Origin of the sequence: Shewanella algidipiscicola, from assembly GCF_900380485.1 — a bacterium.
Taxonomy (GTDB): Bacteria; Pseudomonadota; Gammaproteobacteria; order Enterobacterales; family Shewanellaceae; genus Shewanella; species Shewanella algidipiscicola.
Genome location: NZ_OXJV01000016.1, coordinates 327,982 through 347,977, shown reverse-complemented (window position 1 = coordinate 347,977; position 19,996 = coordinate 327,982). Strand labels below are relative to the sequence as shown.

General features: G+C 47.2%; 22 protein-coding genes. 15 read left to right on the top strand and 7 right to left on the bottom strand.

The window, feature by feature from the left end:
• Nucleotides 1-12: 12 nt before the first annotated feature.
• Together DN599_RS11930 and DN599_RS11925 are read right to left on the bottom strand one after the other, a co-directional pair.
• Nucleotides 13-981: a ketopantoate reductase family protein gene (locus DN599_RS11930; protein WP_110457807.1), complete on the bottom strand. Its 969-nt coding sequence runs from the start codon at nucleotides 979-981 to the stop codon at nucleotides 13-15.
• A 7-nt stretch (nucleotides 982-988) separates the two neighbouring features.
• On the bottom strand, nucleotides 989-1,351 hold the full coding sequence (locus DN599_RS11925; protein WP_110457806.1) for a VanZ family protein: 363 nt from the start codon (nucleotides 1,349-1,351) through the stop codon (nucleotides 989-991).
• A 167-nt stretch (nucleotides 1,352-1,518) separates the two neighbouring features.
• Between DN599_RS11925 and DN599_RS11920 the strand changes: the two genes are divergently transcribed.
• Nucleotides 1,519-2,004 (top strand): YajQ family cyclic di-GMP-binding protein, encoded by a 486-nt coding sequence (locus DN599_RS11920; protein ID WP_110457805.1) that lies wholly within the window; start codon nucleotides 1,519-1,521, stop codon nucleotides 2,002-2,004.
• Between the two features lie 187 nt (nucleotides 2,005-2,191).
• On the opposite strand, the gene DN599_RS11915 is transcribed toward DN599_RS11920, so the two are convergent.
• The 4 genes from DN599_RS11915 to DN599_RS11900 all read right to left on the bottom strand — a co-directional run bounded on the left by DN599_RS11915 (nucleotide 2,192) and on the right by DN599_RS11900 (nucleotide 5,490).
• A complete protein-coding gene (locus DN599_RS11915; RefSeq protein WP_110457804.1) occupies nucleotides 2,192-3,616 on the bottom strand; it encodes an AmpG family muropeptide MFS transporter in 1,425 nt (474 codons plus the stop codon).
• A gap of 113 nt (nucleotides 3,617-3,729) precedes the next feature.
• The gene (locus tag DN599_RS11910) at nucleotides 3,730-4,062 is read right to left on the bottom strand and encodes a hypothetical protein (protein WP_110457803.1); all 333 of its coding nucleotides are present in this window, start codon (nucleotides 4,060-4,062) and stop codon (nucleotides 3,730-3,732) included.
• A gap of 258 nt (nucleotides 4,063-4,320) precedes the next feature.
• Nucleotides 4,321-4,905 carry a peptidylprolyl isomerase gene (locus DN599_RS11905; RefSeq protein WP_110457802.1) on the bottom strand — a complete coding sequence of 195 codons (585 nt, stop codon included), beginning with the start codon at nucleotides 4,903-4,905 and terminating at the stop codon, nucleotides 4,321-4,323.
• A gap of 18 nt (nucleotides 4,906-4,923) precedes the next feature.
• A complete protein-coding gene (locus DN599_RS11900; protein ID WP_110457801.1) occupies nucleotides 4,924-5,490 on the bottom strand; it encodes a YajG family lipoprotein in 567 nt (188 codons plus the stop codon).
• Between the two features lie 283 nt (nucleotides 5,491-5,773).
• Between DN599_RS11900 and DN599_RS11895 the strand changes: the two genes are divergently transcribed.
• Entirely contained in the window at nucleotides 5,774-6,808 is a 1,035-nt protein-coding gene (locus tag DN599_RS11895) for a DUF2804 domain-containing protein (protein ID WP_110457800.1), read from the top strand.
• A gap of 47 nt (nucleotides 6,809-6,855) precedes the next feature.
• Nucleotides 6,856-7,791, top strand: a complete 936-nt coding sequence (locus tag DN599_RS11890; RefSeq protein WP_110457799.1) for a sterol desaturase family protein — start codon at nucleotides 6,856-6,858, stop codon at nucleotides 7,789-7,791.
• Here the strand turns inward: DN599_RS11890 and DN599_RS11885 are convergent.
• Nucleotides 7,788-8,963, bottom strand: coding sequence for a methyltransferase (locus DN599_RS11885; RefSeq protein ID WP_110457798.1), 1,176 nt, complete (start codon nucleotides 8,961-8,963; stop codon nucleotides 7,788-7,790). The genes DN599_RS11890 and DN599_RS11885 overlap by 4 nt on opposite strands.
• A gap of 221 nt (nucleotides 8,964-9,184) precedes the next feature.
• Here DN599_RS11885 and DN599_RS11880 point away from each other — a divergent pair, with 221 nt between their 5' ends.
• From DN599_RS11880 to nqrM, 12 genes are all read left to right on the top strand, one after another.
• Nucleotides 9,185-9,823 (top strand): alpha-ketoglutarate-dependent dioxygenase AlkB family protein, encoded by a 639-nt coding sequence (locus tag DN599_RS11880; RefSeq protein ID WP_110457797.1) that lies wholly within the window; start codon nucleotides 9,185-9,187, stop codon nucleotides 9,821-9,823.
• Nucleotides 9,824-9,999: 176 nt separating this feature from the next.
• Nucleotides 10,000-10,503: an ACT domain-containing protein gene (locus tag DN599_RS11875; RefSeq protein ID WP_110457796.1), complete on the top strand. Its 504-nt coding sequence runs from the start codon at nucleotides 10,000-10,002 to the stop codon at nucleotides 10,501-10,503.
• A gap of 69 nt (nucleotides 10,504-10,572) precedes the next feature.
• Complete coding sequence (locus tag DN599_RS11870) at nucleotides 10,573-10,872, top strand: BolA family protein (protein ID WP_110457870.1); 300 nt, start codon at nucleotides 10,573-10,575, stop codon at nucleotides 10,870-10,872.
• Between the two features lie 339 nt (nucleotides 10,873-11,211).
• Entirely contained in the window at nucleotides 11,212-11,721 is a 510-nt protein-coding gene (luxS, locus tag DN599_RS11865) for an S-ribosylhomocysteine lyase (RefSeq protein ID WP_110457795.1), read from the top strand.
• Nucleotides 11,722-12,622: 901 nt separating this feature from the next.
• Nucleotides 12,623-13,957, top strand: a complete 1,335-nt coding sequence (locus DN599_RS11855) for a Na(+)-translocating NADH-quinone reductase subunit A (RefSeq protein WP_110457869.1) — start codon at nucleotides 12,623-12,625, stop codon at nucleotides 13,955-13,957.
• Nucleotides 13,957-15,156, top strand: a complete 1,200-nt coding sequence (locus DN599_RS11850; RefSeq protein ID WP_110457794.1) for an NADH:ubiquinone reductase (Na(+)-transporting) subunit B — start codon at nucleotides 13,957-13,959, stop codon at nucleotides 15,154-15,156. The genes DN599_RS11855 and DN599_RS11850 overlap by 1 nt, the downstream gene beginning before the upstream one ends.
• Nucleotides 15,149-15,943 (top strand): Na(+)-translocating NADH-quinone reductase subunit C, encoded by a 795-nt coding sequence (locus DN599_RS11845; protein ID WP_110457793.1) that lies wholly within the window; start codon nucleotides 15,149-15,151, stop codon nucleotides 15,941-15,943. The genes DN599_RS11850 and DN599_RS11845 overlap by 8 nt, the downstream gene beginning before the upstream one ends.
• The gene (locus DN599_RS11840) at nucleotides 15,943-16,575 is read left to right on the top strand and encodes an NADH:ubiquinone reductase (Na(+)-transporting) subunit D (protein ID WP_110457792.1); all 633 of its coding nucleotides are present in this window, start codon (nucleotides 15,943-15,945) and stop codon (nucleotides 16,573-16,575) included. Before DN599_RS11845 ends, DN599_RS11840 begins: the two co-directional genes overlap by 1 nt.
• Before the next feature lie 5 nt (nucleotides 16,576-16,580).
• Nucleotides 16,581-17,189: an NADH:ubiquinone reductase (Na(+)-transporting) subunit E gene (gene nqrE / locus DN599_RS11835; RefSeq protein WP_110457791.1), complete on the top strand. Its 609-nt coding sequence runs from the start codon at nucleotides 16,581-16,583 to the stop codon at nucleotides 17,187-17,189.
• Nucleotides 17,190-17,236: 47 nt separating this feature from the next.
• The gene (gene nqrF, locus DN599_RS11830; protein WP_110457790.1) at nucleotides 17,237-18,484 is read left to right on the top strand and encodes an NADH:ubiquinone reductase (Na(+)-transporting) subunit F; all 1,248 of its coding nucleotides are present in this window, start codon (nucleotides 17,237-17,239) and stop codon (nucleotides 18,482-18,484) included.
• Between the two features lie 116 nt (nucleotides 18,485-18,600).
• Nucleotides 18,601-19,617: an FAD:protein FMN transferase gene (locus DN599_RS11825; protein WP_110457868.1), complete on the top strand. Its 1,017-nt coding sequence runs from the start codon at nucleotides 18,601-18,603 to the stop codon at nucleotides 19,615-19,617.
• A 104-nt stretch (nucleotides 19,618-19,721) separates the two neighbouring features.
• Nucleotides 19,722-19,943 carry a (Na+)-NQR maturation NqrM gene (gene nqrM, locus DN599_RS11820; protein WP_110457789.1) on the top strand — a complete coding sequence of 74 codons (222 nt, stop codon included), beginning with the start codon at nucleotides 19,722-19,724 and terminating at the stop codon, nucleotides 19,941-19,943.
• Nucleotides 19,944-19,996 lie beyond the last annotated feature (53 nt).

Here is a 19,996-nt window from a genome sequence, read left to right as displayed (position 1 = left end):
GCGTCAACTCGGCTAGTTCGAGCGCTGCTCAAGCGTCGTGAGCTGCTGATAGATGGCCTGATTATGGGGCGTTGGGATGCCATGAGTGGCAGCGCGCTGGATAAGATAACCCGTTATGGCATCGATTTCGGTTGGCCGCCGATGGGCAATATCTTGATACATCGACGAGAAGTTATTAGCGGTTAAGTGAATAACGTCAAATACCCGCGTAATGAGAGGCTCTCTGGCAAGCGGCACCTGCTCAGCCTGAGCCACCAAGATCACCTCATCGAGCAGCCCTAAGATGGTGTGGCGATATTGAGGAGCGGCCAATGCCCCATTGCGACATTGATAAATAGCAGTTAAGGGGTTGATTGCAATATTGACCGCCAATTTCTGCCAGAGCATAGGAATAATGTCGCTACACCACTGGCTATTGGGAATGGCATTAAGTAAGTGTGTTTTCGTCGTTTGTGTCAGTTTCGGGCCGCTAAATAGCCCGAGCTGGGTAAGGCCTGCCCCTGTTTGACGCACCTGCCAGCGCTGTTGCTTTAAGGCCCCTTGCGATGTGGTGCCAAGGCAGAGGGTTCGCCCGTTGAGATAGGGGGCAAGGGCCAGATGTGGGCCCATTCCATTATGCAGTAATAACAGTTGGCACTCGCGATTAAGGCGAGGTAGCAGCGGTTTGAGGGTCTCGATGACTTGATAGGCTTTAACGCAGACAATTAGCAGAGAGATGTGTTTTAAGTCAGCCTGCGCATCATCGCTGTTGGGGGCGATAACTTGAGCGGTGCGGGTCGATGAGACACCCTTTAGGTCGGTAAATTGTAGCAAGGTCGGTCTGTTATCGGTGCTAGCTTGTTGCCGACCGATAAGCAGCGGCGCTTGCCCTGCACTGGCTAATTGATGAAACAGTAATTGACCAATGGCCCCAGCGCCGACTATGGCGATGCTAGGTTGGGGAGAGTCGGTTTGATTTACCGATGATATTTGAGGGCTCATGGCTTGCTTAATTTTGTTGGATGACAGTGGCTTTGATATAGCGTCGATACAACCACAAGCCACAATAAAACAGCATAACACCGAGCATATCGGCGATAAAGTCGCCAAGTGAAGCGCTGCGATAAGGCAGGCGCGATTGTACCGCTTCGATAAAGCAGGCGTAAGCGGCGAGTATCGCAGCCAGACTATACCATTTGGGCTCAAAGGCTAAATGCGTCAGCAAGGCCAGACAGAAAAAGCTGCCTAGATGGCCAATTTTATCTAGATTGGGGATCGCTTGAGAATAACTCGGACGAGAGAAGACTAAATAACTGATCACCAGTAAGGCGATAAGTAGGGCGATTTTAAAAATGAATTGTCTTGAGTTCACAGGTCACGATACATCGGCGAATTTTAGCAATCATAGAAAAATGTCATCCTAAAGTCATTAATAATTAAGTCTGAGTCGTTCGCGCCAGCGTTAACTTTTTTTGCCCCCACTGACAGCAAAAAGGTAAACTAGCGCCATTAGATCGAGCGGCAACATGAGGAACAAACATGCCATCAATGGATATCGTATCGGAAGTGAATGAAGTTGAACTGCGCAATGCGGTCGATAATACCCGTCGAGAGCTGAGCACTCGGTTTGATTTTCGCAATGTTGAGGCGGAAATCACCTACAAAGATCATCAGGTGACCTTGGCCTCAGAGTCTGATTTTCAATGCCAACAACTGCTCGATATGTTGCGTAACCAACTGAGCAAACGCAATGTTGATCCAGCTTCGATGGAGGTCGCCGATAAGGCGATCCACAGCGGAAAAACCTTCTCGCTTAAAGTGACCTTTAAAGAGGGTATCGAGAGCCTAGTGGCGAAAAAGCTGGTTAAACAGATTAAAGATAGCAAGCTTAAAGTGCAGGCGGCGATTCAGGGGGACTCGGTGCGAGTGACAGGTAAGAAGCGCGATGACTTGCAAGCGGTAATGGCATTGGCACGTGAGTCGGATTTGGGGCAGCCATTCCAGTTCAATAACTTTCGTGACTGATAGTTTGTTGCATCAGATGTAAGCGCATCGACTGCGGTTTTAACTAAGTCCAACATGACAGCTATCATAAAAAGCCCTGAGTGAGCCTTCACTCGGGGCTTTTTATTTGCGCTTGAGTCTATGTTGTCATGGGGCGTAGCTAACAGCCCACACTTAACATCTTACATTTAGCATTGGCCAGTTGAGGTTAGGGCTCTGTTTTAGGGGCGACAGAGGTTTGCTCTGCACTGGCTTGAGCTGCACTTAAATCATCGCTTGGGTGAGGCGCAAATTTCTGCACCAATACAATTAAGCCCAACACAGGAAAACCGATAACACTGGCTGCAACAAAAAAGTTGATATAGCCGAAAGCATCGATATAGGCACCTGAAAATCCTGCAATAAATTTAGGAAACAACAACATAATTGACGACAGTAATGCATATTGCGTCGCGCTATAGCCGCTACTTGTCAAGCTCGAGAGGTAAGCAATAAAGGCGGCGGTGGCAATGCCGGCGCTGAAATTATCGATGGAGATCACGGCCGTTAACAGATTGACGTCATAACCCACCATCGCCTGATAGGCAAATAGCAGGTTAGTGAGTGCGACCATCAAGGCGCCTAAAAATAATATTTTCATGGTGCCATAACGGGCCAGTAATACGCCACCCGCGCCAGCGCCGACTAAGGTCATGATTAACCCATAGACCTTGCTGATGGCGGCGATTTCGGCCTTGGAAAATCCCATGTCGACATAGAACACATTCGCCATGATCCCCATGACGATATCTGAGATGCGATAGCAGGAGATCAACAGTAAGATTAAAAAGGCACTGTAGCCATAGCGTTTAAAGAAGTCGATAAAGGGTAAAATACTGGCGGTATAAATCCAAGAAAGTGCCGCAGCCACCACTCTATGATGATGTTTAGCGAGGGCAATTTTAAGCTCTGCTTCTTTGGCGTCAGCGTCCTTGGTTTCCACCTGTGGCTCTTTGCTCATTAAAGTGGTGATGATGCCGACAGACATCAGTGCGGCCATCACGAGATATGCGGTTTGCCATGAAGCAAGATCGTAAACTTGACTACTGGGGCCGACCCATGCGGCTATGGTTAAGGCGCCAGCTGTGGCCACAATCATGGCGCTGCGATAACCCACTTGGTAAGCGGCGGCGAGCGCCGCTTGCATTTTTATCGGTGCCGAGTCGATACGAAAGGCATCGATCACAATATCTTGCGTCGCAGAAGCAAAGGCGACCATAAGTGCAAAGAGTGCCAGGCGTTCCAAATCTTGTACCGGATCGCTCTGACTCATGCCCAAAATGGCGATCACTAATATTAACTGGGCAAACAGCATCCATCCGCGTCGCCGGCCAAGTAATCGGGTAAAAAAGGGCAGGGATAAGCGGTCAACTAAGGGCGACCATGCCCATTTAATGGCATAAGCTAAGGCTATCCAACTGAAATAACCTATGGCGGTTCTGTCGATACCGGCTTCACGCAACCAGAAAGATAGAGTGGAAAATACCAGCATCAAAGGCAAGCCGGCAGAAAAGCCTAATAACAGCAGAATTAACACCCGCTTGTGACAGTAAATAGAGAGTGCATCTTTTACATGAGAAAGGGTCACAGACATACAACAGGTTTACAGTAAGGTAAAGTTAGCTTAAACGCTACGGCGGTAAATAAAAAGCGAAAATCGGCCATAAAAAAGCTCAGCCTACACAGGCTGAGCTTTTTTAGACATTATCATGATAAGGAACAGGGTCTGTTACCTACACAGCCACTTGGACATTGACCGCCAAGGCTCAAGAAATCACAGCATTCGTCTATTTGCTTACGCAAAAATTGATTGCCGCGAATACTCCAGTCAGGCCATTTATCGAAGGCATGTATTAGGTGCCAAAACACTCGCTCCATGTCACTTTGCGCATCACCCTGATGATTAAACTGTTGCCACTCTTCAAGGGTGTCCCATAAATAAAGCTGGATCTCATTGAAATCGAGTTGATTATTCAAAAACGCTTTTCCATATAGAGCCAGCTGGGGCGCTTTATTATCGATGAACTCATTAGGGGTCATCGTTCGCCTCCTTGCTGCTACACCGAAGTAAGTATAGTCAGCCATTTTTTGTTATTGTAATTTAATCCATCTCAACGGCCGTAGGCCAAATATGCTGCTGTGGCGCTAGATGAGGATAAACCGATTCTGCTTGAGTATTGTGGCGCTAAGGCAAACGCGCCACTTTGGCTGGTCGACTTTGTGATGAGGCTAACGCTTATTTTTGTTATCACAATTTGCGCAGCAACGACCTTTCACACTAACGACTCTTGCTCACGACTACTCTCGGGGTAATAGCGTTGCCTTGGTTAAGATTATCGGCGTAACAGGCACATCGGGCCATCCGAGCTTGCTATTGATAGCCGTGGGTTGCTGGGCCATGGCTTCAAGTACCGCCATGCCTTGGGTAACCTCACCAAATACGGCATAGCCCCAGCGGCGTTTAGAGGGATCTAAGCGTTTATTATCGGCCACGTTAAAATAAAACTGCGCCGTGGCCGAGTGGGGATCATTTTCTCGTGCCATGGCGATGGTGCCTAAGGCGTTACTCAAGCCGTTGCCCGCTTCATTGACTATGGGTTTATCGGTCGGTTTTTCGTTAAATTTGGGGTCGAGTCCGCCACCTTGTACCACAAAGTCGGCAATCACGCGATGAAACAGGGTATTGTCATAATGCCCTTTCACCACATAAGTGAGGAAGTTATCGACTGTGATAGGCGCACGTTGACGGTCGAGTTCCACCACAATATTGCCCATGCTGGTTTGTAGCTCAACCTTAGGGTATAGGGTGTCAGCTTGTATATCGACCGCATGGGCCATGTTGCACAGTGACAGTAAAAAACATGCCAATATCCACTGTTTCATGTATCGCTCCTGATGGACTTATTGCTGAATAAACTGGTTGAGTTCGGGATCGTTAATGATTTTGCCCGTTAAATCGCTCAATAGCTCGTTGACGGCGAGCTCCAATGTGGCAAAGTCGGCGCTCAGTGGCCCAGATACCGTATTACGCGCGGTATACCGCTTGGTGAATGTTTGGCTGCTATTGCTGGCAATGACGTTGATGATAATGTCATTGCTGGCTTCGTAGCCAAACGTGGTTTCATTGACGTCGGTTAAGAGTTTCTCTAATTGCAGCTGCATATGGTTAGTGGCGGCGGGATCAATTTGGTAACCGGCTCGGCTAAATCCTTGACGAAAAACCGTATCGAGCTGTTGACGTGGCGCTTCCGATGGGCTCACTAAGCGTGCGGCATCCCCCTCATGATTGAACCGGGCGACAAAGTTGGCCGAGCGGGTATCGATCATTTCAATAGCAATTGGTTTGGCTGCCATGGTATGGGCGCTGATGGCCGGCAGCTGTGGATTCAATGCCATGTGAGTAGGGGCGTTACTGGCACACCCAAACAAAATGCCGGCGGTGGCGATGAGTAAGGTTAAGCGTCGCATAGTGGTGATTTTTATAGTCAAAAGGTGGCATCAGCATACCAGAATCGGCCGTCGATTCCACTCTTAAGCACGCCCCCATGACGGGGGAATGACGTGATATGTTACATGCTTGTTGCTTTGGACTGTTAACTTATCTCAGAAACCGTTAGAGTAAAAAATCGATAACAAAAAAACTGGTGCTCAGCGCTGTCTACTCCCTTGCCATGTTATCCCGGCGCATTGGGATTAGCTCCGCAGTAGCGCTTGTTTATGGTTAAACCTGAACAGTCAATGCGAGGTTCCAGTGACAGAGTTAATCTCCCCTGCGGCGCCAGAAAGCCTGATTTTACCCTCAGGAGAAGTCCAGTTTGGCCACTTTGATGGCCCAGTTGATTCTTTGGGACTGGCGCACTTTGAGTACCGCAATAACATGGATAAGCTGGCAAGCCGCTGGGCGCGGCATTTTCATTTTAAGCAGTTTCAATTTGTGTCGCTCCTGACGCCCCGATATGTGATTGGTGTGGCGTTGGCCGATATTGGTTATGTGGGCAGCGCCTTTTGTTATCTGTACGATATTGCGGCCAATACTCTGGTTGAAACCACTTGGCTCAAACCGTTAGCCAAGGGGATGTCGATGTCGCCATCCCCACGTCAGGGCAAGGCGTTCATTGGCGGTCGCCGCGGTCGCATTACTTTTAATCTGGTCGATGGTTTATGGCAACTGAGCCTAGATACGCCGCAGATAAGCGCAGAGCTTGAGCTGCATCCTTTGGCGCTGAGCTTGCCAATGGCGATGTGCACTCCAACGGGCTATAACGGCTGGACCTATACTCAAAAGCATAACGGCTTGCTCCCCAAAGGGCGATTGACCATTAAGCATGAGCCGCAGCCGCTCAACAACGCACTGGCCGGCTATGACTTTTCAGCGGGCTATATGCGGCGTGAAACCAGTTGGCGTTGGGCGAGCATTAACGCTCGAGTAGGCGATGCCATCATAGGGCTTAACTTAGCGGCAGGGGTTAATGAAACTGGCGCCACAGAAAATGTCTTGTGGGTCAACGGGGCGCGGCATTTATTGGGGCCGGTGCAATTTGATTTTTTACGCAATAGTGAGCACATCAGCGATGACTGTTGGCGAATAACGTCGCTTGATGGACGGGTGGATCTGCGTTTTAAAGCGCGAAATTGTCGTCAGGAAAAGCTTAATTTATGGTTATTACAGAGTAATTTTCGCCAGTACATAGGTCACTTTGAAGGCGAGGTTATCGATGGCGAAGGCCAGCAGCATCATTTACAGCAGGTGCTTGGTTTAACTGAAGATCATTTTGCGCGTTGGTAAGGGCCGATGCAGGTTGATTTTATTAACGATTGAGCGGGATAAATAAGATGGATTTTGATTGGTTGATATCACACCCAGAAGTGTTGCTCTTGGCCTTAGCGCCGATTTTCTTTATCTGTATCCTACTCGAGTGGCAGTACGGCACTCGGCTGAGCCGCTTGCCGGCGAATGCGGCTTACCATTGGCCCGAAGTATTATGCAACTTCACCTTAGCGGCATTGCATCAGGCGAGCGACATCCTGACTGGTTTGCTGGTGGCTCACCTCTATCTGTGGGGATTTGGTTGGCGCCTATTTGATATTGAGATGGGCGTCGTCAGCTTTATTGGCCTTATCGTCGCCCAAGACTTTTGCTATTACTGGTTTCACCGCGCCAGCCACAGAGTGCGCTGGATGTGGGCGGCCCATGTGGCGCACCACAGCTCAGAGCATATGAATTTTAGTACGGCGTTTAGGCAGAGTTTAATGTACCCATTGGCAGGCATGTGGCTGTTTTGGCTACCGCTGGTTATTATGGGGTTCGATCCCAACTGGGTGGTTTTTGTGGTGCTATTGAACTTAGGTTTACAGTTTTTTGTTCACACTCAAGCGATTAAATCACTTGGGCCGCTAGAGTGGATCTTTAATACCCCATCGCATCATCGAGTGCACCATGGTCGCAATGCGCAATATATTGACAAAAATTATGCCGGTGTTTTGATCATTTGGGACCGATTGTTTGGCACTTATGTTAAAGAGGAGGAGACGGTGGAGTATGGCATCACTAAACCACTTAATAGCGTTAATCCTTTGGTGGTAACCTTTGCTGAGTGGCGTGATATGTTGACCGAGGCCTTCGCTAAAGGGCTTAGCCTGAGGCAGCGTTTAAGGGTGTTATTTGCGCCGCCAAGCACTGCGGTACAAAGCACAGTAAGGCCCATGACGTTAAAGAGCAGCGCCGCTCAAACAGAGTCCGATGCGGCGCAGGTAAATGAGTCGCGCTAATCGGTTGATTTCGCTTTGTTAACCTGTTTTTTGGCTTGTAAAATCACAAATTTGCCGTTGGATGCCACTGTGGTGCAGTTTTTAAAGATGCGCTGCAGTTTAACGTGGTAGGCCAGATGACGATTACCGACCACATGTAAGATCCCACCATCGGCGAGTCGCCTAAAGGCATCTAAAAACATCTGCCAAGCAATATGATCAGTGATGGCTTCGCCTTGGTGGAACGGCGGATTACATAAGACTAAATCGGGCCGAACCTCATCGCCCAAATGGGTTAAGCAGTCATCCCAATGGAAGCAGGCTTGCTCGCCCTCAAGGTCTGGATTATCCAGTTGATTGAGCTGCCAGTTGTAGCGGGCTGAGGCGATGGCCATCTCTGAGTCATCAACAAAATGTAGCCGGGCATCAGGAAACAACTGTTTGGCTCTGAGTCCCAATATCCCGTTACCACAGCCTAAATCGACAATGGACTTAAAATCGCCTTGGGGCATGTTGTCTAACATGATCCGTGCGCCAATATCGAGTTTGTTGGCGGCAAAGACATTGCTTAAATTGCTGATCATTAATTGATATTCAGGCACATTCCAGCGGGTATCTGCTGGCAGCGGGCGGGCGATGCCGTCTGAGATACAGGTGATAACGCGGGTCTTTTTCCAGGTGAGGCTGGCCGTCGCCGGGCCTAAATGCTGCTTGAGTAGTTGCAGCAGCGCCTTATTTATCGATTTGGCTTTAGCGCCAATATAGACTGTGGTGCCCTTGGCGAGTACCTGAGATAACCTGTCGAGTTGATGGGCCAAATAGTTAAGATTCTTGGGTAATTTCATCAACACCAATTCAGGGCGCTGCGGTAATAGATCGCGGCTATTACACCATTGAATATTGTCGTCAGGCAGCTGGTTAGGGCCAAGGTTTTGCAAGGTGCCGAGCTGGCTGGTTTTCGCATCGGTTTCGACAAGCAATGGCCAAGCGTTATTTTGACGAGTCAGGGCGCAGGTTAAAGCGCCAAAATTATCATTAATAATGGCAGTGCAACATGGCGTTTGCTGTTGCTCAGTTAAGTGTTTAATCAAGTGCTCATCGGCGGCGTCCCAGGCCTGCAGGTTGGATTCCTGCTTGGCGGGATAACGATAAAGTTCAAGTTCGATATCGGCGACGGAGAATTGAGTTGTCATGACTGCACTGCTACGTTGAATTTGGGGGCGCGATTATCGCAGATTTCCCCCATCAGGTATAGTTAAGCGAGTGAGCCCTAGCATCTCACTTTAAAGGCTAAGGACATAAGGCGCCTTGCTTACCGTTGTTAAGGCCATGGTCGATTTGAGTGCTAACCAAGTGTGGAGCTTGACCTATGTTTATATCCGTTTTCTACTGGCGATAATGAGAGTTAACGATAATGATTAAAGAAGCCAGAGTGTATCAACCGAGTCTGGATTTAGAGGAGCAAGCCCAAGGGGCCAATATCAGTGCGCCTTTTACCTTAGTTGAAGGGTACCTTTCATTGGCGCAGCAACAGGCATTGTGGCAAGAGTCGATGGATTACCCTTTTAATCGCCCCCATATCCAGATATTTGGTAAACAGCATGCGATTCCGCGCAGTCAGGTATGGTTTGGTGACAAGGGGTGTGATTATCGTTATTCGGGGTTATTTATCGAGGCATTGCCTTGGCCTAAATATGCTCAGCGTTTGCAGGAAAAGCTCGCCCGTGAGTGGCGGCTAACCAGTAATGGCGTGCTGGTTAATCGTTATCAAGATGGGCAAGAGTCTATGGGATGGCACAGTGATGATGAGCCTGAAATAGCGCCTCAAAGCGATATCGCTTCGGTCACCTTGGGGGCGAGTCGAGATTTTTTACTGCGCCATAAACAGACAAAGCAGAAGATAAGTTTAAGCTTACACAGTGGTGATCTGCTGCTCATGCACTGGCCGATGCAAGCGTATTGGCAGCACTGTCTGCCTAAACGGCTTGGGGTTAAACAAACGCGGGTTAATTACACTTTTAGGCAATTAACGCCTCATTTTCACCAATGCTAAACGCCGATAGTTTGGCGCTGGATATGATAGGTGCGGCCTATTGCGCAGAGACCTCACTCGTTTATATGACAATAGGGGGCAGAGCTTATCACTGACTTTTGCTAGCTAGCTCCCACTTCGGTATAAATGAATGTTTTATGCTCAATAGGCTATGGGAGCATTTATTGGAGTCAGCGATGCAAAAAATGATGATTACAACCGTTGTGGGCAGTGTTACCCCTGGGGTGATAAAAGCCTTAGCCGATACCACACGCGCTGCAGGCGGCGAATGGCTAACCAGTAAGGTGATTAAGCTCGATAGCCAGTTTGCGGCCCTACTCAAAGTGGCCATTGCTGCTGATGCGGTACCTGAATTACAGCAAGCGTTTGCCGTCAAGTTTCCTTTGTTGCAGTTTAGCTATAGCGATCAGGCGCAGTCATCATCCCAGCATATGCGCATCTTAAAATGCAATGTCGATTGTCGCGATCGCCCTGGGTTGACCCGGGAAATTGTCGATCTCCTATCTAATCTGAACTTAGAGATTGAGCATATGGAGTTTAATCGTGTACATGTTTCGACAATTGGTCAGACAGTATTTTCATCTCAGCTTGCCATTATAGTGCCAGATGAGGTGAGTGATGCCAGTGTGGTTGAGTTATTGGAAGGTGTGTCAAAGGATGCGCGGGTAAGCTTGGGCTGATGGTTGACCTTTTGGCGTCAGCGCAGTAATCTGCCGCCATTATTTTTGTACTCAATTGAGACAATGACTATGTCCGTCAAACAGATTATTACTGAAAAACTCACGGCTGCACTATCTCCTGTTTATTTGGAAGTGATTAATGAAAGCGACAATCATCATGTGCCGCCCAATTCTGAAACTCACTTCAAGGTGATTATCGCCAGTGAGGCATTTGAAGGCCAACGCCTGATCGGCCGTCATCGCAGTGTTAATCAAGCCTTGACGGAAGAGTTTGCCAATGGCTTACACGCCTTGTCTATGCATACTTTTACCCCGAGTGAGTGGCAGGCCGAAGCCGATGTACCTAATTCACCTAAGTGCCGTGGCTAATTAACACCGCCTTAGCAATATTGACTAAAAAAGCGCTTATTAGATAAGCGCTTTTTTATTGGCTAATTTATTATCTAAAGCTAATCGATGTTATTCTGAGCCGATTTATCGACTGTGTACGTGCGGCCTAAATTCTCAATAGCTGAGTGGTATTGTGTGTGAGTTGGGTTATGGGCGTTGAATCTTCACAGCAGGAGCTTTACATCCAATTAACAGTAACGCATATTAAGTCCAGCGTAATACTGCGTGGGTGATGATTCCCCGCCATTTTAGTTGAGTTTTAGTTGCTGTATCAGCCATTGGTAATAATGGTTGAGTCGCAAAAAGGAGATAAAAGCAATGCCGTTACTAGATAGTTTTACCGTCGATCATACTCGCATGCACGCCCCAGCAGTGCGAGTAGCTAAAACCATGAAAACTCCGAGTGGCGATGCGATCACGGTATTCGATTTACGCTTTTGTGTTCCGAACCAAGAGATCTTAAGTGAGCGCGGTATTCACACCCTAGAACACCTGTTTGCGGGCTTTATGCGGGATCATCTCAATGGCGATGATGTTGAAATTATTGATATTTCCCCAATGGGATGCCGCACTGGTTTTTATATGAGTGTTATTGGTACGCCATCAGAATCTGTTGTGGCAGATTGCTGGTTAGCGGCGATGGAAGATGTGCTTAAAGTGAAGCAACAGTCAGAGATCCCTGAGCTCAATGAATATCAATGCGGTACCTATGAGATGCATTCGCTAGAGCAGGCCAAAGAGATCGCCCGCAATATTATTGCCGCTGGGGTTAATGTTAATAAAAATGATGACCTCAAACTCAGTGATGAGATCCTCAAGGGGCTCTAGTTCACTCGAGGGATTCATTAAACAGTGAACCTTTAATGATAAAAGCAGCTCAGGCTGCTTTTATTTTGTATCTGTATTGGTGTGTTATTTTGATGTCATTGTTGCTAGACCAATGTCATATTGGCTTGTCATACAAAGGCGCCTCGCTTTAATTTACGTCTAGTGACGTTATCTTCACTTTTATCTTAGTTAAGCTATTTAACGCTATCGTTCTGCTGCTTTTTCAAGCTGGCGGTTGGCGATTATGGCTAGGGCCTGTTGATCTTTGCTGGTTGAATTTTATTCGAGACAAAAACGTTTTAATCGAGGCGAGTGGATTGCAGCCTAGTCATCTAAGCAAAATTCACTTAACAAAGAGTAAAACGTTTTTAGCCGAACCTTTAGGCCAGCGTTTGTTGGTCATTTCTACTGCGTTCTCAGCTTTTTATGTAGAATAACTACACCACGAAGCTTCAGTCTTGTAGAAATACCCAACAATTCGCTGCAAAAACAACCTTGAAAGATCAACAGGCTCTAGACCTTAGTCTAATTTTTATGCGAACGATGATTCGCTATTGCTTGATAATCAGGCCTCAGTCTTTAGGGCTTTTTGACTCGCTCAAATGCTATAACCCTGTTAGGACAAGGGGCTAAATTAATTCGGCTTAATCTAATTATTAAAAAAACATAGAATTGTGATCTACTACGCACAATAAAAATCCTGCTTTCCTTTTAAAACAACTGTATTTGCCATGGCGATAACTATTTATTTGCGGTAAAATGCGCCCGACCAGCGTGATTGCGATCGCATTTCTGTAATAAATCTGCGCTAGCTCAATGAGATAGAATTTGTTTCAAAGCCTTTCTCATTTAGCAGGAACGCGACGCATTATCTTTCCTTCATAACGTAGTGCTTGTGGATATGATTACAATAAAGAAAGGATTGGACCTACCTATAACAGGTAGACCAGAGCAAGTTATCCATAATGGCCCAGCCATTAAACATGTAGCTACTTTGGGTGAAGAGTATATTGGCTTACGTCCCACCATGAAGATTAAAGTGGGCGATAAAGTGCAAAAAGGTCAGGTGATTTTTGAAGACAAAAAGAATCCTGGCGTTAAATATACTGCTTTAGCCAGTGGCACAATTTCAGACATTAACCGGGGCGCTCAGCGTGTTCTTCAGTCGGTCGTCATTGAAGTGGAAGGGGACGATAGCGTTGCCTTTGCTAAATATGATGCATCGGCTTTAGACTCTCTTGACCAGCAACTGGTGCGTGACAACTTGATTGAATCAGGTTTGTGGACCGCACTTCGCACTCGTCCCTTCAGTAAAGCGCCTGCCGTAGACTCTTCTGCCGCTGGTATCTTTGTCACCGCTATCGATACTCAACCTCTTGCTGCCGATCCTGTCGTTATCATTAACGAGCACAAGGAAGATTTTGCTAATGGCTTAAAAGTCTTAGCCAGATTGACCGAAGGAAAAGTATATCTGTGTAAAGCGCCTGGTGCTGATATTCCAGCAGCCAATGCACAGGTTGAAGAGTTTGCCGGTCCGCATCCTGCGGGTCTTGTCGGTACACATATACATTTTGTCTTACCAGCATCTGCAAAACGTACTGTTTGGCATATCGGCTACCAAGATGTGATCGCTATCGGTCAACTGTTCACAACGGGGGAGTTAAATACCCAGCGTGTGGTTGCTGTTGCCGGTCCTAAGGCGCTTAAGCCTAGATTGGTTCGCACCTTAGCGGGTGCATCGACGGTTGAGCTGACCGCAGGTGAAATGGCAGACGGCGATGTTCGTGTGATTGCAGGCTCCATTTTAAATGGTAAAACCGCTGCAGGCGCACATGCTTATATTGGTCGCTTCCATAATCAAGTATCACTACTTGAAGAAGGCAGACAGCAAGACTTTATCGGTTGGGCTATGCCTGGTTCTGATAAGTTCTCAATTACGCGTGCGTTTTTAGGTCATTTGTCACCTTCACGTCTGTTTAATATGACGACCAGCACAGGTGGTTCTGACCGTGCTATGGTGCCAATTGGTAACTATGAGCGTGTGATGCCTCTGGATATTCTTCCTACCATGCTATTACGTGACCTAGTGTCAAGTGATATCGATGGCGCCGCTGCATTAGGTGCGCTGGAGTTAGATGAAGAAGATTTGGCACTATGTACATTCGTATGTCCCGGTAAATATGACTATGCGTCATATCTGCGTGACTGTTTAGATACGATTGTGAGGGAAGGCTAATGGGCTTGAAACAGTTTTTCAAAAGTATTGAACCGCAGTTTGAAAAAGGCGGAAAATACGAAAAGTGGTACGCGCTGTTTGAAGCCGCGTACACAGTATTTTATACCCCAGGTCACGTAAACAAGGGTCGTACCCATGTGCGTGATAACCTCGACCTAAAGCGTATGATGATTACGGTTTGGGCTTGTGCATTTCCCGCCATGTTTGTGGGTATGTACAACGTGGGCCTGCAAGCGCAAGACGCCTTAGCCGCTGGCTTTGCGACGCCTGACGTTTGGCAAACGGCCTTGTTTGGGTTGTTTGGTACCGAGCTAACTGCCGACTCTGGTGTGGCCGCATTAATGTGGTACGGCGCCTGTTTCTTCCTGCCTATTTACGCGGTGACTTTTGCCGTGGGTGGTATATGGGAAGTGTTGTTTGCGACAGTTCGCGGCCATGAAGTTAACGAAGGTTTCTTTGTTACCTCAATCCTATTCGCGCTCACCCTGCCAGCCACTATCCCACTGTGGATGGTTGCTTTAGGTATTACCTTTGGTGTGGTTGTGGCGAAAGAGATTTTCGGTGGTACTGGGCGTAACTTCTTAAACCCAGCCCTTGCCGGTCGTGCGTTCCTATTCTTTGCTTATCCGCTCAACATGTCAGGCGATACCACTTGGGTCGTTGCTGACGGTTACTCAGGTGCTACTGCGCTGAGCCAAGCGGCGCAAGGCACCCTTGAGTATGGACTCACCCAAGACTGGTGGAATGCCTTCTTTGGTTTCATTCCAGGTTCAGTGGGCGAAGTGTCGACTCTCGCTATCTTGATTGGTGGCGCGGTTATCATCTATACCCGTATCGCTTCATGGCGCATTGTGGGTGGTGTGCTTGCCGGTATGATCGCGGTATCGCTACTGCTTAACGCGATTGGCAGCGACACTAACCCTATGTTTGCTATGCCTTGGTACTGGCACTTGGTGTTAGGTGGCTTTGCGTTCGGTATGATGTTTATGGCGACAGATCCAGTTTCTGCGTCATTCACTAATAATGCGAAATGGGCTTACGGTATCCTTATCGGTGCTATGGCGGTGTTCATTCGTGTTATCAACCCTGCTTTCCCTGAAGGCATGATGTTGGCCATCTTATTCGCGAACCTGTTTGCTCCATTATTTGACCATTTCGTGGTTCAGTCGAATATCAAGCGGAGGATTGCACGTGGCTAGTAATAAAGATTCGTTCGGTAGAACACTGTTTGTTGTTGTTGGATTATGTTTCATCTGCTCGGTATTTGTATCTACCGCTGCGGTACTGCTAAAACCGACGCAACAAGAAAACAAGCTGCTTGATAAGCAAAAGTACATTCTTGAAGCGGCTGGCTTGGTGGACACTAAGTCAGGTAGCGTTGAGAAAGATCAAATATTAGCCACCTACAATAAGTATGTTGAAGCTAAGCTGGTCGATCTTAAGTCGGGTGAGTGGGTTGATGGCGATGCCAACACCTTTGACGCCGATAAAGCCGCGCGTAACCCTGAGACCTCATTTAAACCTAAAAATGATATCGCATCGGTTAAGAATGTGGCTAACACTGGTGTTGTTTACTTAGTAAACGATGACAAAGGTGAGCTGCAAACTGTGATCATTCCGGTGAAGGGCTATGGCCTGTGGTCAACCATGTACGCTTTCTTAGCGGTCGAGTCTGATCTCAATACCGTACGTAGTTTAGTTTATTACGACTTCACCGGAGCGGGTGAAACCCCAGGTCTAGGTGGTGAAGTGCAAAACCCGCAGTGGATTGCTAAGTGGGAAGGTAAAAAACTTTATGACGAGCAGGGTAATCTGGCGATTAAAGTGACCAAAAATCCTGCTATCGCAAACTCGGTACACGGTGTTGACGCGCTATCGGGTGCGACCCTAACCAGTAATGGTGTGCAGTATTCACTCGAGTTTTGGTTGGGTGAAGAAGGTTATGCTCGCTTTATTGAAAAGGCGCGCAACGGAGGGCTGAGCTAATGGCTAACGCTAAAGAACTTAAACAGGTTCTGACTGGACCTATTATTAGTAACAACCCGATTGCATTGCAAATCTTGGGTGTGTGTAGTGCTTTGGCTGTGACCAGTAAGATGGAAACAGCATTAGTGATGACTATCGCACTGACTGCAGTAACGGCCTTGTCTAACTTGTTCATCTCGATGATCCGTAACCACATTCCAAGCAGTGTGCGTATTATCGTGCAGATGACGATTATCGCGTCGCTAGTTATCGTGGTAGACCAAGTCCTGCAAGCTTATGCCTATGATGTTGCTAAGCAGCTGTCGGTATTCGTTGGTTTGATTATTACCAACTGTATCGTAATGGGCCGCGCTGAAGCTTACGCGATGAAGACACCGCCGATGATGAGTTTCATGGATGGTATCGGTAATGGTTTAGGCTATGGTGCCATCCTGTTGTCAGTCGGCTTCATTCGTGAGCTATTTGGTAACGGTTCTCTATTTGGCGTCGAGATCTTAAGTAAGATTTCTGACGGTGGTTGGTATCAGCCAAACGGCTTGTTGTTGCTGCCGCCGAGTGCGTTCTTCCTGATTGCTGCGTTGATCTGGATTATCCGTACTATGAAGCCTGATCAAGTAGAAGCAAAAGGGTAAGCGCTATGGAACATTATATTAGTCTTTTAGTCCGTTCTGTTTTCATTGAAAACATGGCGTTATCCTTCTTCCTTGGTATGTGTACTTTCTTGGCGGTATCGAAGAAAGTCACCACCGCCATGGGCTTAGGTGTTGCCGTTATTGTGGTGCTGGCGATTTCAGTACCCGTTAACCAAATTATCTATCAAGGGATCTTAGCCCCAGGTGCACTTGCTTGGGCAGGCGTTCCTGATGCTGACTTGAGCTTCTTGAAGTTCATCACCTTTATCGGTGTGATCGCCGCCTTAGTGCAAATCCTCGAGATGGCACTGGATAAGTACTTTCCACCACTATACAACGCGCTAGGCATCTTCTTACCGTTAATCACGGTAAACTGTGCGATTTTTGGTGCGGTCTCTTTCATGGTTGAGCGTGACTACAACCTGACCGAAAGTTTAGTGTTTGGTGTAGGTTCTGGTATCGGTTGGGCATTGGCAATTGTCTTGCTAGCCGGTATTCGCGAGAAGTTAAAGTATGCTGATGTACCTGATGGTCTACGTGGTTTAGGTATTACCTTTGCTACCGCGGGTTTAATGGCGTTAGGTTTCATGTCGTTCTCAGGTGTGTCTCTGTAAAGAGACACCTTAACGGCTTCAGATTTTGAACCTTAAAGGATAAGTTCATGGGTATTATTGAATCTACTCCAATCGACGTCTATCTCGGTGTGAGTATGTTTACTGCCATTGTACTAGTGTTGGTATTGGTTATTTTATTTGCCAAGTCAAAGCTGGTACCAAGTGGTGATATCACAATCAGCATCAATGATGATGCTAGCAAAGCAATTAAAACCGGTGCCGGTGGTAAACTCCTTGGCGCACTCGCTGAAAACGGTATTTTCGTTTCATCGGCTTGTGGTGGCGGTGGCTCTTGTGGCCAGTGTAAAGTGATTGTTAAGTCTGGTGGCGGTGATATTCTGCCAACAGAGCGCGATCATATCTCTAAAGGCGATGCTCGTAACGGTTGCCGTTTATCGTGTCAGGTAAACGTGAAGGCCGATATGGAGATCGAACTAGAAGAAGAGATCTTCGGTATTAAAAAGTGGGATTGTGAAGTTATCTCTAATGATAACAAAGCAACCTTCATTAAAGAGCTTAAGCTGCAAATTCCTGATGGCGAATCAGTGCCTTTCCGCGCTGGTGGTTACATTCAGATTGAAGCGCCGGCTCACCATGTTAAATATGCTGATTTTGACGTACCAGCAGAATATCGTGGTGACTGGGAACACTTTGGTTTCTTTAATCTTGAATCAAAAGTGGACGAAGAAACCATTCGTGCGTACTCGATGGCGAACTATCCTGAAGAGGAAGGTATCATCATGTTGAACGTGCGTATTGCTACGCCGCCTCCACGTAACCTGAGCTTGCCTTGCGGTAAGATGTCGTCGTACATCTGGAGCCTAAAAGCGGGTGATAAGGTGACGATTTCTGGTCCATTTGGTGAGTTCTTTGCCAAAGATACCGATGCCGAAATGGTCTTTATCGGTGGTGGTGCTGGTATGGCCCCAATGCGTTCACACATCTTTGACCAACTCAAGCGTCTTAAGTCTAAGCGTAAGATCAGCTTCTGGTACGGTGCGCGTTCGAAGCGTGAGATGTTCTACGTCGAAGATTTTGACGGCCTAGCGGCGGAGAATCCTAACTTCGTGTGGCATGTTGCCTTGTCAGATCCACAGCCAGAAGATAACTGGGATGGTTACACAGGTTTTATTCATAACGTCTTGTATGAAAACTACCTGCGCGACCATGAAGCACCAGAAGATTGTGAGTACTACATGTGTGGTCCTCCGATGATGAATGCGGCTGTTATCGGTATGCTAAAAGATTTGGGCGTTGAAGATGAAAACATCTTATTGGATGACTTCGGCGGTTAATCGCAGGTTCTTGTGATAATATCGACTCAGCTTTATGTGATTTCACCCTGGACGCTTAGGCGTTCTGTGGTGAAATCCATTGTTTATCTGAGTGATTATTAAGGAATATGGTCATTATGTTTAAGACCTTTATCAATAGGTTAGTCTTAATTGGACTAGCCTTTTTTGTTTCAGCGTGTAGCCAATCGGCACCCATGATCTCTCTGTCTGGTGAGACTATGGGCACCACCTATCATATTAAGTTTGTCAGTGGTGGGCAGGAACCTAATGAACAACTGTTACAGGCGGAAATTGAGCTTGCACTGGAACAGGTCAACAATCAGATGTCGACCTATCGGAGTAACTCCGAGCTGTCGCGTTTTAATCAGATGGCCTTAGCCAGCACTATTGAGGTGTCCTCTGATACAGCCCAAGTTATCCAAGCCGGGATCGATTTGTCTGAGATCACCGACGGGGCATTAGATATCACATTAGGGCCGCTGGTGAATCTATGGGGCTTTGGTCCCGATAAGCGCCCTGTCAAAGTGCCTAGCGACGAGCTAATCGCCCAGACCAGAGCAAAAACTGGCATCGAGCATTTAAGTGTTGATGGGTTAAAACTGCGTAAAGACAACCCAGATTTATATGTCGATTTATCTTCCATTGCTAAAGGCTTTGGAGTCGATAAAGTGGCTCATCTTTTGGCTAAATATCAGCCTAAAGGCTATTTGGTTGAAATAGGCGGAGAAGTCAGCCTATATGGCACTAAAGCCGATGAAAGTCCGTGGCGTATTGCGATCGAGCAGCCCGATATTGATGAACGTCAGGTGCAGCAGGTGATAACACCTGGCAATATGGCGATGGCAACCTCTGGTGACTACCGTAATTACTACGAAGAAGACGGTCAACGCTTCACCCATATTATTGACCCTAGAACTGGGTATCCGGTGAATCATCGTCTCGCTTCTGTCACTGTGCTGCACAAGCAAAGTATGATGGCTGATGGTTACGCGACTGCGATGATGGTGATGGGCACCGAAGACTCATTAGCTCTGGCGCAAGAACACCATCTTGCCGTTATGCTAATTGAAAAGCAGCCTGATGGTTTCAAGGTCTATTACAGTGATGCATTTAAGCCCTTCGTTGGCTTGTGATACAATATAGACGCTGTCACGCACCTAGAGGTGTGACAGCGTCACCCAATTGATTTTTGACGCATATTGTCTGCCTTGTAGGTGGTATGCATTTGGAGTATATGATGGGCACTTTTTTAGCGGCTTTTGTGGTATTACTGCTTTTTTTTGTATTAATGTCGGTTGGTTATATCGTTAAGCAGAAAGCGGTTGCGGGTAGCTGTGGTGGCTTAGGTGCTTTAGGCATCGACAAAGCGTGTGATTGTGACGATCCATGTGACAAGCGCAAGGCTAAAATGGCTGAAGAAGAGCGCAGTAACAAGTTTAATCAAGACCGTATCATATAATCACTTAATTTTATGTCACAAAGGCACCGATATCGGTGCCTTTTATTGCCTTC